Source organism: Nonomuraea cavernae (assembly GCF_040655715.1).
Taxonomy (GTDB): domain Bacteria; phylum Actinomycetota; class Actinomycetes; order Streptosporangiales; family Streptosporangiaceae; genus Nonomuraea; species Nonomuraea cavernae_A.
On sequence record NZ_JBFAKL010000005.1, the window covers coordinates 121,122 to 136,692 of the forward strand.

Annotated in this window: 15 protein-coding genes; 9 read left to right on the plus strand and 6 right to left on the minus strand. The window is 68.7% G+C overall.

What is annotated here, in order from left to right; translation table 11 throughout:
- The first annotated feature begins 29 nt into the window (after nucleotides 1-29).
- Nucleotides 30-869 carry an alpha/beta hydrolase family protein gene (locus AB0I38_RS09185; RefSeq protein ID WP_358465150.1) on the plus strand — a complete coding sequence of 280 codons (840 nt, stop codon included), beginning with the start codon at nucleotides 30-32 and terminating at the stop codon, nucleotides 867-869.
- Between the two features lie 59 nt (nucleotides 870-928).
- On the opposite strand, the gene AB0I38_RS09190 is transcribed toward AB0I38_RS09185, so the two are convergent.
- From AB0I38_RS09190 to AB0I38_RS09205, 4 genes are all read right to left on the minus strand, one after another.
- Nucleotides 929-2,398, minus strand: a complete 1,470-nt coding sequence (locus tag AB0I38_RS09190; protein WP_358464483.1) for an AAA family ATPase — start codon at nucleotides 2,396-2,398, stop codon at nucleotides 929-931.
- 115 nt (nucleotides 2,399-2,513) lie between these two features.
- Nucleotides 2,514-3,254: a succinate dehydrogenase/fumarate reductase iron-sulfur subunit gene (locus AB0I38_RS09195; RefSeq protein WP_358464486.1), complete on the minus strand. Its 741-nt coding sequence runs from the start codon at nucleotides 3,252-3,254 to the stop codon at nucleotides 2,514-2,516.
- Nucleotides 3,251-5,176: a fumarate reductase/succinate dehydrogenase flavoprotein subunit gene (locus AB0I38_RS09200; protein WP_358464489.1), complete on the minus strand. Its 1,926-nt coding sequence runs from the start codon at nucleotides 5,174-5,176 to the stop codon at nucleotides 3,251-3,253. The genes AB0I38_RS09195 and AB0I38_RS09200 overlap by 4 nt, the downstream gene beginning before the upstream one ends.
- On the minus strand, nucleotides 5,173-5,934 hold the full coding sequence (locus AB0I38_RS09205) for a succinate dehydrogenase cytochrome b subunit (RefSeq protein ID WP_358464492.1): 762 nt from the start codon (nucleotides 5,932-5,934) through the stop codon (nucleotides 5,173-5,175). The genes AB0I38_RS09200 and AB0I38_RS09205 overlap by 4 nt, the downstream gene beginning before the upstream one ends.
- Nucleotides 5,935-6,070: 136 nt before the next feature.
- Here AB0I38_RS09205 and AB0I38_RS09210 point away from each other — a divergent pair, with 136 nt between their 5' ends.
- From AB0I38_RS09210 to AB0I38_RS09240, 7 genes are all read left to right on the plus strand, one after another.
- Nucleotides 6,071-7,000: a LysR family transcriptional regulator gene (locus AB0I38_RS09210; protein WP_358464495.1), complete on the plus strand. Its 930-nt coding sequence runs from the start codon at nucleotides 6,071-6,073 to the stop codon at nucleotides 6,998-7,000.
- A gap of 34 nt (nucleotides 7,001-7,034) precedes the next feature.
- The gene (locus AB0I38_RS09215; RefSeq protein WP_358464498.1) at nucleotides 7,035-8,186 is read left to right on the plus strand and encodes a PP2C family protein-serine/threonine phosphatase; all 1,152 of its coding nucleotides are present in this window, start codon (nucleotides 7,035-7,037) and stop codon (nucleotides 8,184-8,186) included.
- Nucleotides 8,183-9,325, plus strand: a complete 1,143-nt coding sequence (locus AB0I38_RS09220; protein ID WP_358464501.1) for a sensor histidine kinase — start codon at nucleotides 8,183-8,185, stop codon at nucleotides 9,323-9,325. The genes AB0I38_RS09215 and AB0I38_RS09220 overlap by 4 nt, the downstream gene beginning before the upstream one ends.
- The gene (locus AB0I38_RS09225) at nucleotides 9,322-9,771 is read left to right on the plus strand and encodes a response regulator (protein WP_358464504.1); all 450 of its coding nucleotides are present in this window, start codon (nucleotides 9,322-9,324) and stop codon (nucleotides 9,769-9,771) included. The genes AB0I38_RS09220 and AB0I38_RS09225 overlap by 4 nt, the downstream gene beginning before the upstream one ends.
- 203 nt (nucleotides 9,772-9,974) lie before the next feature.
- Nucleotides 9,975-10,766, plus strand: a complete 792-nt coding sequence (locus AB0I38_RS09230; protein ID WP_358464507.1) for a hypothetical protein — start codon at nucleotides 9,975-9,977, stop codon at nucleotides 10,764-10,766.
- A gap of 12 nt (nucleotides 10,767-10,778) precedes the next feature.
- Complete coding sequence (locus tag AB0I38_RS09235) at nucleotides 10,779-12,668, plus strand: fumarate reductase/succinate dehydrogenase flavoprotein subunit (protein ID WP_358464510.1); 1,890 nt, start codon at nucleotides 10,779-10,781, stop codon at nucleotides 12,666-12,668.
- On the plus strand, nucleotides 12,665-13,417 hold the full coding sequence (locus AB0I38_RS09240; protein ID WP_358464513.1) for a succinate dehydrogenase/fumarate reductase iron-sulfur subunit: 753 nt from the start codon (nucleotides 12,665-12,667) through the stop codon (nucleotides 13,415-13,417). The genes AB0I38_RS09235 and AB0I38_RS09240 overlap by 4 nt, the downstream gene beginning before the upstream one ends.
- Before the next feature lie 45 nt (nucleotides 13,418-13,462).
- Here AB0I38_RS09240 and AB0I38_RS09245 read toward each other — a convergent pair whose 3' ends face one another.
- Nucleotides 13,463-14,320 carry a hypothetical protein gene (locus tag AB0I38_RS09245; protein WP_358464516.1) on the minus strand — a complete coding sequence of 286 codons (858 nt, stop codon included), beginning with the start codon at nucleotides 14,318-14,320 and terminating at the stop codon, nucleotides 13,463-13,465.
- Here AB0I38_RS09245 and AB0I38_RS09250 point away from each other — a divergent pair.
- The gene (locus AB0I38_RS09250) at nucleotides 14,301-14,582 is read left to right on the plus strand and encodes a hypothetical protein (protein WP_358464519.1); all 282 of its coding nucleotides are present in this window, start codon (nucleotides 14,301-14,303) and stop codon (nucleotides 14,580-14,582) included. The two genes, AB0I38_RS09245 and AB0I38_RS09250, sit on opposite strands and share 20 nt — an antisense overlap.
- A 212-nt stretch (nucleotides 14,583-14,794) precedes the next feature.
- Here AB0I38_RS09250 and AB0I38_RS09255 read toward each other — a convergent pair whose 3' ends face one another.
- On the minus strand, nucleotides 14,795-15,277 hold the full coding sequence (locus tag AB0I38_RS09255; protein WP_358464521.1) for a hypothetical protein: 483 nt from the start codon (nucleotides 15,275-15,277) through the stop codon (nucleotides 14,795-14,797).
- Nucleotides 15,278-15,571 lie beyond the last annotated feature (294 nt).

A 15,571-nucleotide genomic window follows, 5' to 3' on the forward strand; every position in this document is an offset into this window, starting at 1 on the left:
CCACCGCGAGAACCCTCACCAAGCTCGCCATGGCCGTGGCCCTGGCGTGCGGCACCCTCGCCCTCGCCCCCGCCGCCCACGCCGCCGGCCCGTACGAGCGCGGCCCCGACCCCACCGACTCCGTCCTGGAGGCGAGCCGCGGCCCGTTCGCCACCTCCCAGCAGTCCGTCTCCTCGCTCAGCGTGAGCGGGTTCGGCGGCGGCCAGATCTACTACCCGAACGACACCAGCCAGGGCACGTTCGGCGCGATCGCCATCTCCCCCGGCTACACCGCCTCGTGGTCGAGCATCTCCTGGCTCGGCCCCCGCATCGCCTCGCACGGCTTCGTGGTGATCGGCATCGAGACCAACTCCCGCTACGACCAGCCCGCCAGCCGCGGCCGCCAGCTCCTGGCCGCCCTGGACTACCTGGTCGAGGACAGCCCGACGGCGGTCCGCAGCCGCATCGACGCCTCCCGGCTCGCCGTGGCGGGCCACTCCATGGGCGGCGGCGGCACCCTGGAGGCCGCCAACGATCGGCCCAGCCTGCAGGCCGCGGTCCCGCTGGCCCCGTGGAACCTGACCAAGAGCTGGTCGGGCGTACGGGTCCCGACCATGATCATCGGTGGCGAGAACGACTCGGTCGCCTCCGTGACCACCCACTCCGAGCCGTTCTACCAGAGCATCCCGGCCTCGTCGGAGAAGGCGTACATGGAGCTCAACGGCGCCAGCCACTTCTTCCCGCAGACCACCAACACCCCGACCGGCAAGTACATGGTCGCCTGGCTGAAGAGGTTCGTCGACGACGACACCCGCTACGAGCGGTTCCTCTGCCCGGCGCCCCAGCGCAGCGACATCGAGGAGTACCGCGACACCTGCCCGCACTCGTAATCCACGCTCACCGGCCTCCCGTCCCACCGGACGGGAGGCCGCCTGTGTCCGGGGCCGTTCTAGGTCCCGAAATACAGCCGAGGCAGATCGATCAGTTCGATGTCGGCACGTCCTTCGACGTGACTTCTCAGAGCACCGGTGAATCCCGAGCGGGCGAAGAGCATGAGCTTGGGGGGGCGCCCGATCCGCGTGTCGGGCAGGAGGCCCCGCAGATGTTCCAGCCTGTGCAAATGAGGCACGTCCACGGGGGTGAGCGTGCCTTTGGCCTCTCCTATCGCGATGATCCGATCAGCGGCGAACGGACTGGTCTCCGTCGCGACGATGTCGAGCTCGTGACCCCGACGATGTTCGCGGCAGGCGATCTCGGTAGGGCGTACGTCGGTAGCGGCGCCACCGAGCGTCTCTTCGGAAGCGTGCTCGAAGCACCATTGGCGCGCCAGATCCTCGAAGTGTGGGCCGTAGATCTTGGATGCCACTGTGTCGGCATTCGCGCGCCAGACCCGCTCCGCCTGACCGATCACCAACTCGGGTTCGTGTCGCTGCGTGATCAACTGGTGAAGGCGGACGATGGGCTCGGCGATCCGGAAGACACTGCGCTTGCCTCGAAGGGCATCGTCGACCTGTTCGACAAGCCCGATGTCCTGCAAGCCCGTCAACAGGTGGGCCAGCGCGCTGGTGGAACGCCCAAGGGCGGCGGCGATCTCGGAGCGACGGTGGTTTCCGGCACTTATGGCCGTCAACGTGGCCGCGAATGACGTCGGATCGGTGATCGAAGGCTCTTCACGAAGCAGGAATCCACCCTCACGGAACATCGCGGAGGCAGGATTCAGCAGGCGCCTGCCAACCCATCGGTCGAAGCCGCCGACATCCGCGGGACCGGAGCCACCACTCATCTCCAGGTAGGCAGGTGTGCCACCTACCAGGGCATTCGTTCTAAAGGCCAGTTCGGGGTCGTGGTCCAAGCCCCAGAAGGCGCTCGCTTCGCGGTACCCGAAGGGCCTCACGACGAGTTCGAGCACCGCTCTGCCGCGCAGAGGTGCGCCACCGCCGAGCAACTGCGCCATCGTGGTGAGCACGCTTCCGCAGAGGATCATGCGCGTGCGCGTGCTCTCCTTCGCGAACCTGAGCGGACTGAGTGCCTGCTGCAGATACGAGGGCAACGCGGGTGTGGCGGAGATCAGATAAGGGAATTCGTCGATGATCACAGGTACGGCACGCTCTTCGCCGAGGCGGAACAGCTCGTCCAGCCCCTCCCGCCAGCCGGAGAACACCACCGGTTGCCGTAGACCGCGGTATTCGGCGTAGGCGGCTCCCAGATCGGCGAGGTTCTGGGCTTCGGTCTGCTGAGTGGCCGCGAAAAGGAGACCGCCCGTTTCGCGAGCCAGGAGCTCTAGCATGAGCGTCTTGCCTTGGCGGCGGCGACCGTGGACGAGCCCCAGAGTCGCACCCGCCGACGAGGACGTCGCGAACTCGACGAGTTCTTCCCACTCGAAATCACGGCCGAAGAGGCGATCAGGCTTACGGATCAACGCATACTCCTACGACTATGATGGCTACAGCTATGATAGCTGCAACTATCATTCTGATTCGTCGGCGCATGCGAAAGGGCCGTACGGGACATCCCGTACGGCCCCTCGCGAAGGACTACTTGGCGTTGGCCTTGAGGTAGTCGCTGTTCATCTGGGCGATCGTGTCCAGCGGGATGCCCTTGGGGCAGACCGCGGTGCACTCACCCGTGTTGGTGCAGCCGCCGAAGCCCTCGGCGTCCATCTGGTCCACCATCGCCTTGGCGCGTGAGAGCCGCTCCGGCTGGCCCTGGGGCAGCAGGCTCAGGTGGGTGATCTTGGCGGCGGTGAAGAGGGAGGCCGAGCCGTTGGGGCAGGCCGCCACGCAGGCGCCGCAGCCGATGCAGGTGGCGGCGTCGAAGGCGTCGTCGGCGTCCTCCTTACGCACCGGGATGCTGTGCGCGTCGGGAGCGGAGCCGGCCGGCACCGAGACGAAGCCGCCCGCCTGGATGACGCGGTCGAACGCCGAGCGGTCGACGACCAGGTCCTTCACCACCGGGAACGGCGCGGCCCGCCAGGGCTCGATGGTGATGGTCGCGCCGTTCTCGAAGTGGCGCATGTGCAGCTGGCAGGTGGTGGTGGCCCGCTGCTCGCCGTGCGCGACACCGTTGATGACCATGCCGCACATGCCGCAGATGCCTTCGCGGCAGTCGTGGTCGAAGGCCACCGGGTCGTCGCCTTCGAGGATGAGCCGCTCGTTGAGCACGTCCAGCATCTCCAGGAAGGACATGTCCGGCGAGACGTCCTCGACCCGGTAGGTCACCATCCGTCCGGCGTCGGAGGGGCCGCTCTGCCGCCAGACCTTCAGGGTCAGGTTCACTTGTAGCTCCGCTGGGTCATCTTGACGTACTCGTACTCGAGCGCTTCCTTGTGCAGCACCGGCTCACCCTTGGGCGAGTACTCCCAGGCCGAGACGTGAGCGAAGGTCTCGTCGTCGCGCAGCGCCTCACCGTCGGCGTCCTGCGACTCGGCCCGGAAGTGGCCGCCGCACGACTCGGTGCGGACGAGGGCGTCCAGGCACATGAGTTCGGCCAGGTCGAAGAAGTCGGCGACGCGGCCGGCCTTCTCCAGCACCTGGTTCAGCTCCTCGGCGGTGCCGGAGACCTTGACGTCGCGCCAGAACTCCTCGCGCAGCTCGGGGATGCGCTCCAGGGCCTTGCGCAGCGACTCCTCGGTGCGCTCCATGCCGCAGTATTCCCACATGAGCTTGCCCAGCTCGCGGTGGAAGGAGTCGGGCGTGCGCGTGCCGTTGACCGCGAGCAGCCGGTCGATCTTGGACCGTACCGCGATCTCGGCCGCCGCCACGGCCTCCTCGTCGACCTCTCCGTACGGCCCGGCCGCCAGATAGTCGCCGATGGTGGTCGGCAGCACGAAGTAGCCGTCGGCCAGGCCCTGCATCAGGGCCGACGCGCCGAGGCGGTTGGCTCCGTGGTCGGAGAAGTTGGCCTCGCCGATCACGAACAGCCCGGGGATCGTGGACTGCAGGTCGTAGTCGACCCACAGGCCGCCCATCGTGTAGTGGACCGCCGGGTAGATGCGCATCGGCACGTCGTAGGGGTTCTCGCCGGTGATGCGCTCGTACATCTCGAAGAGGTTGCCGTACTTCTTCTCCACGGCGTCGCGGCCGAGCCGGCCGATCGCGTCGCGGAAGTCGAGGTAGACGCCGAGGCCGCCGGGACCGACGCCGCGGCCCTCGTCGCAGACGTTCTTCGCGGCGCGTGAGGCGATGTCACGGGGGACGAGGTTGCCGAACGCCGGGTAGATGCGCTCCAGGTAGTAGTCGCGCTCGTCCTCGGGGATGGCGCCGGGGGCGCGGTCGTCGCCCTTGCGCAGCGGCACCCACACCCGGCCGTCGTTGCGCAGCGACTCCGACATCAGCGTCAGCTTCGACTGGTACTCGCCCGACACCGGGATGCAGGTCGGGTGGATCTGCGTGTAGCAGGGGTTGGCGAAGTACGCGCCCCGCTCGTGCGCCCGCCAGATGGCCGTGGTGTTGCAGCCCTTGGCGTTCGTGGACAGGAAGAACACGTTGCCGTAGCCACCGGTGGCCAGCACGACCGCGTCGGCCACGTGCCGCTCGATCTCGCCGGTCACCATGTCGCGGACGATGACGCCCCTGGCCCGGCCGTCGGCGATGATCAGGTCGAGCATCTCGTGCCGGGTGAACATCTCCACGGTCCCGGCCGCGATCTGCCGCTCCAGTGCCTGGTAGGCGCCGAGCAGCAGCTGCTGGCCCGTCTGGCCGCGGGCGTAGAAGGTGCGCGACACCTGCGCGCCGCCGAACGAGCGCGTGTCGAGCAGGCCGCCGTACTCGCGGGCGAACGGCACGCCCTGGGCCACGGCCTGGTCGATGATGTTCACCGAGACCTGCGCCAGCCGGTAGACGTTCGACTCGCGGGCGCGGAAGTCGCCGCCCTTCACGGTGTCGTAGAACAGCCGGTGGATGGAGTCGCCGTCGCCGCGGTAGTTCTTCGCGGCGTTGATCCCGCCCTGCGCGGCGATGGAGTGCGCGCGCCGCGGCGTGTCCTGGTAGCAGAACGACTTGACGTTGTAGCCCAGCTCGCCCAGGGTGGCGGCGGCCGAGCCGCCGGCCAGACCGGTGCCGACCACGATGACGTTGAGCTTGCGCTTGTTGGCCGGGTTGACGAGCTTCGCGCCGAACTTCCGCTTCTCCCACCGCTCCTCGATGGGCCCGGCGGGAGCCTTCGTGTCGCGGATCGGCTCCCCTTCGACGTAATTCACTTGATCACTCCGAACGTGATGGCGAGGGGCGGGGCCAGGAACCCGATGACCAGGGCGGCCGAGATCAGCGCGGCGGTCGCCTTCAGCACCCGGTAGCGGGCGCGGTTCGCCCAGCCGAGTGTCTGGAAGGCGCTCCAGATGCCGTGCCGCAGGTGCAGCCCGATCATGACGACGGACACCAGGTAGATCAGCGTCACCCACCAGCGCGACGGGTCGAATCCGGCGATCATGCGGTCGGCGGGCGAGGAGTCGTACCCCTTGGGGTTGACCACGCCGAAGGTCAGGTCGAGCAGGTGCCAGACCACGAACAGCACGATCGTGACGCCACCGAACCGCATGATGTGCGTCGTGTAGCCGCTGGCCTGCGACTTCTTCGCCACGTACTTCACCGGCCGGGCCTTGCGCGCGCGCCGCGCCAGCGAGATCGCGGCCCACATGTGCGCCACCACCGCGACCACGAGCACGATCTCCAGGACCGTCAGCAGCAGCCGGTACGGCGCCATGGGCTCCAGCAGCGTGCGCAGTCCGTGCGCGTACGCGTTGAACGAGTCCCTACCAAAAAAGATCTTGATATTGCCCAGCATGTGGGCGAGGAGGAAGACCACCATCACGGCGCCCGTGACGGCCATGACGACTTTCTTGCCGTTGGAGGAGCCCAGGAACCCGCCGGGCCTCCGGGACGTTGGTCTCTTCGCGGGCGGGCCGGACTTGGGGGTCACAGGCGAGGTGGCGGCACCGCGCTCTATCGTGGCAGTCACGTCTTCTGACGCTAGGTATCCGGCGATGTCCCGTCCAAGTCATCGCGGGCCTCGTTTTCATAGCCTTCGGCTATGATGTCTGGTTTGTACGGCGATTGCGCTCGCGAATGCGCACCACCGGTGCGAGGAAAATCACATGCAGTTGCAGCAGCTCGCCTACTTCGTGGCCGTGACGGAGACCAGGCACTTCACTCAGGCGGCCGAGCGGATGCGGGTCGCCCAGCCGTCGCTCAGCAAGCAGATCAAGGCCCTTGAGGCCGAGCTGGGCGCGCCGTTGTTCTCCCGGGCGCGCGGCAACGTCACGCTGACCCCGGCCGGCGAGGCGCTGCTCCCCCTCGCCCGCCGGATGCTGGCCGACGCCGACACCGCCAGGCAGGAGGTGGCCGAGCTGGCCGGGCTGCGCCGGGGCCGGGTGCGGCTGGGCGCGACGCCGTCGCTGTGCGCCGGGCTGCTGGCCGACGCCCTGGCCCGCTTCCACCGCGACTATCCCGGCATCGAGCTGCTGGTCGAGGAGAGCGGCTCGCGCGACCTCGTCCGGGCGCTGGCCCGTGGTCAGCTCGACCTGTCAATGATCATCATGCCGCTGCAGAGCGACGACCCCTCTCTGGTGACCGAGGACGTCCTGCGAGAGAATCTCGTCGTGGCCATGCCCTCGCACGAGCCCACCCGCAGGCCGTACCAGCGCATCGCCGACCTGCGGGGCAAGCCGATGGTGATGTTCAGGCGCGGCTACGACCTGCGCGAGGCGACGCTGGCCGCGTGCCGCCAGGCCGGGTTCGAGCCGAGGCTGGCCGTGCAGGGCGGCGAGATGGACGCGGTGCTCAGGTTCGTCGAGGCCGGGCTGGGCGTGGCCGTGGTGCCGTCGATGGTGCTCGACGGCAGGCCGGGGCTGAGGGGCGTCCCCCTGGCGCCTCCCGGGCTGACCCGGACGATCGCGCTGGCCCATCGCCGCGACGTGGAGCCCACCAGGGCCGCTCAGGCGTTCCGGGCGACACTTCTGGCATTCGTCATCGAGGCGGGTCAGGAAGGCACGCTTCCACAAGGGGTCGAACTCATAACACAATGAGCGACAACGATCCCACTTCCACGAAGAGGCGCGTGTGACGGCAACTCTCTCCGAAACGCTGACGCTGCTCCTCATCGAGGACGACGACGGTGACGCCTTTCTCGTTGAGGAGCTTCTCAAACAGGCCGAGGCCCCGCCCAAGATCACCTGGGCGCGCAGCCTCCAGGAGACCAAGACCAAGCTCACCCCGCAGATCCAGTGTGTGCTCGTCGACCTGACACTGCCCGACGCCACCGGGCTGGAGGCGCTGGAGCAGGTGCTGGCCATGGCCCCGCAGGCGGCCGTGCTCGTGCTGACCGGCCTGCGCGACGTGCACGTGGGCGTCGCCGCGGTCAAGGCGGGAGCCCAGGACTACCTGGTCAAGCAGGACATCGACGCGCGGCTGCTGGCCAGGGCCGTGCGCTACTCGATGGAGCGCAAGCGCGCCGACCTGGCGCACCTCGCGCTCGTCGCGGCCGAGCTGACCGCCAAGGAGAACTCCCGGCTGGAGAGCGGCCTGCTCCCCGTGCCGCTGCTGCACACCGACGCGCTGGAACACACCACCCGCTACCTGCCCGGCAGCCAGGGCTCGCTGCTCGCCGGCGACTTCCTCGACACGGTGCAGACACCCGACGGCTCGGTGCACATCGTGGTCGGCGACGTCTGCGGACACGGTCCGGCCGAGGCGGCGCTCGGTGTGGCGCTGCGCATCGCCTGGCGCACGCTCGTGCTGGCCGGGCAGACCGGCGACCGGATGCTGCGCACGCTGGACGCGGTGCTGCGGGCCGAGCGCCAGGCCCCCGAGATCTTCACCACGCTCTGCATGGCCACGATCACCCCCGACCTGCGGCACGCCCGGCTGCGGGTGGTCGGCCACCCGCCCCCCGTGCTGGTGCGCGACGGCAGGGTCGAGGTGGTCGCCGACACGCCGTCCGGCCCGCCGCTCGGCATCTTTCCCGACGCCGAGTGGCGGATCCTCGACGTCCCGCTGGGCGAGGAGTGGTCGATGATGCTCTACACCGACGGCCTGATCGAGGCGGTCGTGGGCGAGCGCAAGGAGCTTCTCGGGGTCGACGGGCTGGTCGACCTGATCCGCGAACACGGCTCGATCGATCTCGATCGGCTCATCACGCACGTGGGCACCCTGAGCGACGACCTCGCCGTGGTGCTCGTACGAAGGGGACTCGCACTGAGGGGATCCGAGTGAGCATCCACCCGCTGCCGCCGCCCGAGCAGCCGACCGGGCTCGGCCGGCTGCCCGTCGCCCGCTGGTTCGTCGCGACGGGCCTGGCCTCCGTGATCGCCCTGACGGGCGGGATCGTGCTCACCGTCCTGATGATCGAGGCCGTTCGCGACGCCGGGCCGCGGCCCACCGTCGAGGCGCAGCTCGACCGGCTGAACGCGGCGCTGGTGGTGCTGTTCGTGGTGGTCGTCGCCGTCGCCGTCGGCCTCGCGTTCATCGTCCGCTACACCGTGCTCAAGCCCATCGCGCAGCTCACCGAGCAGGTGCGCACGGTCGCGGGCGGCGACTTCGATCACCGGCTGCGGGTCGACCGGCCGGCCGAGCTGGCCGAGCTGTCGAGCCACATCGACGCCATGCGCGGGCGCGTCGTGGCGGCCTGGCGCACCGCCGAGGACCAGGCCGACGAGCTGCGCAGGTCCAACGGCGAGCTGGAGCAGTTCGCCTACGTCGCCAGCCATGACCTCCAGGAGCCGCTCCGCAAGATCGCCAGCTTCACCCAGATGCTCGAACAACGCTACGGTGACCAGCTCGACGACCGGGCCAAGCAGTACATCCACTACTCGGTCGACGGCGCCAAGCGGATGCAGCTCCTCATCAACGATCTGCTCGACTTCTCCAGGGTCGGCCGGACGAGCGGCGAGCGCGTGGTCACCGACACCGGCGAGGCGCTGCGCCTCGCCCTGGACAACCTGTCGGCCATGATCGAGGACACCGGGGCGGTCGTCACCTCCGACGAGCTGCCCAAGGTCATCGGCAACCGCCTCCAGCTCGTCCAGCTCTTCCAGAACCTCGTCGAGAACGCCGTGAAGTTCCGCTCCGAAGCGCCGCCCCGCGTGCACATCGGGGTCAGGCGGGCGGGCGAGATGTGGGAGTTCAGCTGCTCGGACAACGGGATCGGAGTCGAACCCAAGTACGCTGACCGGATCTTCCTGATTTTCCAGCGGCTGCATCCGCGGGACGTGTATCCAGGAACCGGCATCGGGCTGGCCCTCTGCCGCAAGATCATCGACTTCCACGGCGGTCAGCTCTGGCTCGACGGCGACGCCGAGGGGCCCGGGACGACGTTCCGGTGGACCCTGCCCGCGACTGAAGAGGACGAATGAGCGACTGGCGGCCGATCGAAGTGCTCCTGGTGGAGGACGACCAGGGCGACATCCTGCTCACGCGGGAGGCCTTCGAGCTCAACAAGGTCAAGAACCGCCTGCACGTGGTCAACGACGGCGAGCAGGCGATGGCGTTCCTGCGCCGCGAGGACACCTACAAGGACGTGCCGAGACCCGATCTGATGCTGCTCGACCTCAACCTGCCCCGGATGGACGGCCTGGAGGTGCTCCGCGAGGTCAAGGCCGACGCCGATCTCCGGACGATCCCGGTGGTGATCCTGACCACGTCCGAGGCCGAGGAGGACATTCTCAGGGGCTACCAGCTGCACGCCAACGCGTACGTCTCCAAGCCCGTGGATTTCGACCAGTTCATCCGAGTTGTCCGACAAATCGATGATTTTTTCGTCTCCGTGGTTAAGTTGCCGACTCACGGGCAGCGCCTCTGACGGGCTCCCTGACGGTGACGTGACGGGAATCACAGCAGGTCAGCCAAAAAGTGAGTGACCCTTCTCACAAATGCCCCTGCTGGCGTCGTAACGTATGGCGCACCAACACGCGCCCGGGCGGAGACGACGCCCCGCCCACGCGCGCCCAGCGAACAACCCGGACCCCAGGCGTGCGGGGTCCGTGGGAGGTGGAGAGGTCCGCGATGACCCAGACGACGCCCGATGCGCCGGTCAGAAGGCAGCGTGCGCAGATCAAGGTGCGCACCCTGCGCACTGACAGATGGTGGCTGGCCCCACTGCTGACATTCCTCGGGCTCAGCTCGTTCCTCGTCTACGGTGTGTGGGCGATCCTCGACGGCAACTATTACGTGGCCGGGGCCGAGTACATCGCCCCGTTCTCGTCGCCGTGCCTGGCCGAATCCTGCCCCGAGGGGGCGCGATTCCTGGGATGGGCCCCCTTCGGCGAGTGGTACACCCTGCCGCCGGGGCTGCTGATCCTCGGCCTGCCCGGTGGGTTCCGGCTGACCTGCTACTACTACCGCAAGTCCTACTACCGCTCGTTCTGGCTCTCGCCGCCCGCCTGCTCGGTGGCCGAGCCACACGGCAAATACTCCGGTGAGACCCGTTTCCCGCTGATCATCCAGAACATCCACCGCTACTTCTTCTACTTCGCGGTGCTGATCGGCTTCGTGCTCACCTACGACGCGATCCTGGCCCTCGTGCACAAGCCGCTCGGCCTCGGCACCTGGATCCTGATCGTCAACGCGGTGCTCATCCTCGGCTACACGTTCGGCTGCCACTCCTGCAGGCACATCACCGCGGGCCGGCTCAACCACTTCTCCCGCCACCCGCTGCGCTACCGGGCCTGGACGTTCGTCTCCAAGCTCAACGCCAAGCACCAGCAGCTCGCGTGGGCCTCGATGTTCTCCGTCATGATCGCGGACTTCTACGTCCGCATGGTCGCCCATGGCATCATCGCCTTCCCGTACGCGTAAGGAAATCTTTCAGTGGAAATCGAGCGACACGAATACGACGTCGTCGTCATCGGCGCGGGCGGCGCAGGGCTACGGGCCGCGATCGAGGCCCGCCAGCAGGGCAAGCGCACGGCCATCGTCTGCAAGTCGCTGTTCGGCAAGGCGCACACGGTCATGGCCGAGGGCGGCGCCGCGGCGGCCATGGGCAACGTCAACCCCGACGACAACTGGATGGTGCACTTCCGTGACACCATGCGGGGCGGCAAGTTCCTCAACAACTGGCGGATGGCCGAGCTCCACGCCAAGGAGGCGGCCGACCGGGTCTGGGAGCTGGAGGCCTGGGGCGCGCTGTTCGACCGCACCAAGGACGGCAAGATCAGCCAGCGCAACTTCGGCGGGCACGAGTACCCCCGGCTCGCCCACGTCGGCGACCGCACCGGCCTGGAGCTGATCCGCACCCTGCAGCAGCGCGTGGTCGCCCTCCAGCAGGAGGACTACGAGACGCACGGCGACTACGAGGCCTACATCAAGGTCTTCGCCGAGTGCACGGTCACCCGGCTGCTCAAGGACGGCGACCGCATCTCGGGCGCGTTCGGCTACTGGCGCGAGACCGGCAACCTGATCCTGTTCGACGCGCCGGCCGTCGTGCTGGCCACCGGCGGCATCGGCAAGTCCTACGTGGTGACGTCCAACTCCTGGGAATACACCGGTGACGGGCACGCCCTGGCCCTGCTGGCCGGGGCCAACCTGATCAACATGGAGTTCATCCAGTTCCACCCCACGGGCATGGTCTGGCCGCCGTCCGTGCGCGGCATCCTGGTCACCGAGTCGGTCCGCGGTGACGGCGGGGTGCTGCGCAACTCCGACGGCGAGCGCTTCATGTTCAAGTACATCCCCGAGGTGTTCAAGGACAAGTACGCCACCACCGAGGAGGAGGGCGACCGCTGGTACACCGACCAGGCCAACAACCGCCGGCCTCCGGAGCTGCTTCCTCGTGACGAGGTGGCCCGCGCGATCAACGCCGAGGTGAAGGCCGGTCGCGGCTCACCCCAGGGCGGCGTCTACCTCGACGTGTCCACCCGGCTCCCCGCCGAGGAGATCAAGAAGCGGCTGCCGTCGATGCACCACCAGTTCAAGGAGCTGGCCGACGTCGACATCACCGCCGAGCCCATGCAGGTGGGCCCGACCTGCCACTACATCATGGGCGGGGTCGAGGTCGACGCCGACACCGGCGCAGCGGCCGTGCCCGGCCTGTTCGCCGCGGGCGAGGTCTCAGGCGGCATGCACGGCTCCAACCGGCTGGGCGGCAACTCGCTGTCCGACCTGCTGGTCTTCGGCCGCCGGGCCGGCGCGGGCGCGGCCGAGTACATCGACAAGCTGCCCACCCGGCCCAAGGTCGTGGAGGAGCTGGTCGAAGAGGCGCGGACCGAGGCCCTGGAGCCCCTGGAGCGGGCCGGCGAGAACCCCTACGAGGTGCACCACGAGCTCCAGCGGACGATGAACGAGCTGGTCGGCATCATCCGCAAGGCCGAAGAGGTGTCCGAGGCCCTGGAGGTCGTGGAGAAGCTCAAGGAGCGGGTGCGGATGGTCGGCGCGGCCGGCTCGCGCATCTACAACCCCGGCTGGCACCTGGCGCTCGACCTGCGCAACATGGTGCTGGTCTCGGAGTGCGTGGCGCGCGCCGCTCTGCTGCGCGAGGAGAGCCGTGGCGGGCACACCCGCGACGACTTCCCCGGCATGAACCCCGGGTGGCGTCGCAAGCTGCTCGTCTGCTCCACCTCCGACGGCTCGTCGGTCAAGGTCGAGGAGAAGGTCCAGCCCTCGATGCGGGACGACCTGATCTCCCTGTTCGACCGGGACGAGCTGTCCAAGTACCTCACCGACGAAGAGATGGCCGAGTTCGACGGGATAGCGAAGTCATGAGCTACAAGGCAAAGTTCAAGGTCTGGCGTGGTGAGGGCGGCGAGGGCAAGCTCGAGGACTTCACCGTCGAGGTCAACGAGGGCGAGGTGGTCCTCGACATCATCCACCGGCTGCAGGCCACACAGGCGCCCGACCTCGCCGTCCGCTGGAACTGCAAGGCCGGCAAGTGCGGCTCCTGCTCGATGGAGATCAACGGGAAGCCGCGGCTGGGCTGTATGACCCGGATGTCCACCTTCGAGGAGGACGAGACGATCACGGTCACACCGATGCGCACTTTTCCCGTCATCAAGGACCTGGTCACCGATGTCTCGTTCAACTATGAGAAGGCGCGAGAGGTCCCGTCCTTCACGCCTCCGGACGGGGTGCGGCCCGGCGAGTACCGCATGCAGCAGGTCGACGTCGAGCGGTCCCAGGAGTTCCGCAAGTGCATCGAGTGCTTCATGTGCAACAACGTCTGCCACGTGATCCGTGACCACGAGGAGAACAAGCCCAACTTCTCCGGGCCGCGCTTCCTCATGCGGATCGCCGAGCTCGACATGCACCCGTACGACGTGGCCGACCGGCAGGAGTCGGCGCAGGAGGAGCACGGGCTCGGCTACTGCAACATCACCAAGTGCTGCACCGAGGTCTGCCCCGAGCACATCAAGATCACCGACAACGCCCTCATCCCCATGAAGGAGCGCGTCGTCGACCGCAAGTACGACCCGATCGTGTGGCTGGGTAACAAGATCTTCAAGCGCGCGAAGTAACCACTCCCGGGCCGGTGGGGCGTTGACCCCACCGGCCGGAGAACATCACTTGGAGCGTCGCCGCCGCCAGCCGCGCCCGCGCTCCTCCTGCTGAGGCAGCGGCTGAACCGCCGTCACATCGTCGGCCACCGGCTGCGAAGCGCCCGGTCCGGCCTCAGCGGGCCGCGCTTCCCGCACGGTCTGCTGCCAGGGCTCGGAGTCGCCCGTCTCAGCGGCCGACGCGGCCCCGAGAGGGCGTTCGGGTGAGTCGTCGTAGGGCTCGGCGCCACCCGCCGGAATGTCGGCCGGAGGCTCTTCCACCGGGACCAGCGGCTCGAACGCTGACCGGTAGCCCTCCTGCGCGGACGCCTCCTGGCTGGTGTACTCGTCCGGGTGCAGCACCACGGGCTCGGACTGGGCCTCGGGGGCGTACATGGTGGGGTCCTGGTAGACGGCGCCGTACTGGACGGGACCGCCGGCAGTATGGACCGGGACGAAACTGATGATCGGCGCGTACGGCGCGTAGCCGGGCGGCGCCGGATAACCCACGCTCGCGTAGCCGGGCCCCGCCGGGTAACCGGCGGGAGGATAGCCGGGACCGCCCGGGAATCCGGGGCCCGCCGGGTAGCCAGGACCCGCGGGGTGGCCTGCGGCCTCGGTGGGAGCGCCGGTGTAGGGGCCCGCCCTGCGCACGGCCGCCGCGTGCGCCAACCGGCGCAGCCGGCCCTCGAAGATCAGCACCGCGAAGAGCGCGAGCAGCACCAGGATCAGCGCGGGGATGCTGAGCTTCTGCGTGACGTCACGCTGGTCGAACTCGGGCGCCGCGTTGCGCACCTCCAACTGGACCGGCTCGCTGGTCGTGATCTCCGGCGCGGCGCTGGACAAGGTCTCCGTGGGAGTCTCGGTGCCGGCGACCGCCGGCATCTCGACGGTCTCCTCCTCGGTCGGCTCGCTGCTGGGGGCCGGCACCTGGACACTCTGCGTCGGCAAGGGCTGCGGGTTCTGCGGCTGCGTGGTCTCCGGCGGGTTCTGTGCCGGGCTGGACGTGGTCTTCTTCGGCGTCGGAGCCTTCGAGGGCGACTTGGTGACGGTCCGGGTGATCGTGGTCTCCGGCTCCTCCGGCGTGGGCGTGCCCAGCGTCGTGGTGACCGTGACCGTGACCTCCGGGCTGTTCTCGCACGCCTGACCGGCCTCACACGGCTCGACTCCCGGGTCGTACGCCACCGAGGCACTCGCGCTCTGCATGATGAAAGGCGCCGTGCCGACACCGGTCAGGGCCAGGGCCAAGACCATGGCGGAGACGGCCGTCGCTCGCGTACGTGCCACCAGTGCCCTCCGCGTATCCCGAACAATGGTCAAGGGAATACTAGTCGGGTCAAAGTAACAGTAAAGACGGATCTACTGTTCCAATTTCTGGAGACGTGCGCGCTGCTTCCGGGCGATCACCCACAGTCCCCCCAGCAGCACCGCGATGCCCCCCGCGACGGCCGGCGCCCCACGCGCCCCCGCCAGCGGATTCGCCGGCTCCAGCCGCTGCGCCCGCCGCGTCGACACGGCGATCTGGCGCGGCAACGGCGCTCCCAGATCGGCCGATCCGCTGCTCTCCAGCGCGGCGACAAAGGGCTGCGCGCCACCCTGCTGCTGCGCCTGCGGCATGACGAGAGCCTGCCCGCCCGACGGCAGTGCGGGCATACCGGCCCCGGACTGCTGCGCGGGCATCGCCACCCCGGTCCCGGACTGCTGCGATGGCATCGCCACCCCGGTTCCGGAAGATCCCGTACGGGCCTCGGCGACACCGGTCTCCGGAGCACTCACGGCCCACATCCCCGTACGGCCACCCGCCCTGTCGGCCGTACCGGTACGGCCAGTCCGGGCTGCCACCCCTGCCCGACCACCGCGACCTGCTCCACCAGGCGAACCGGCACGCCCGTCAACCTGGCCCGCCACCTCCGGCGAGCCAGTACGGCCATCAACCCGGCCTGATGTGTCCGGCGTGCCGGTACGGCCGGCCCGACCCGGGGCACGCGACCCGCCGGTACGAGCGTTGATGGGGCCCGGGGCGGCCGATGTCCCGGTATGTCCGCCCTCATCCAGCACGCGACCTGGATCGCCCGATCGGGGCGGTACGCGGGTCGCGTGGCCGGTCACCGCGAAGGTGACGGAAGGAGGCTCCGT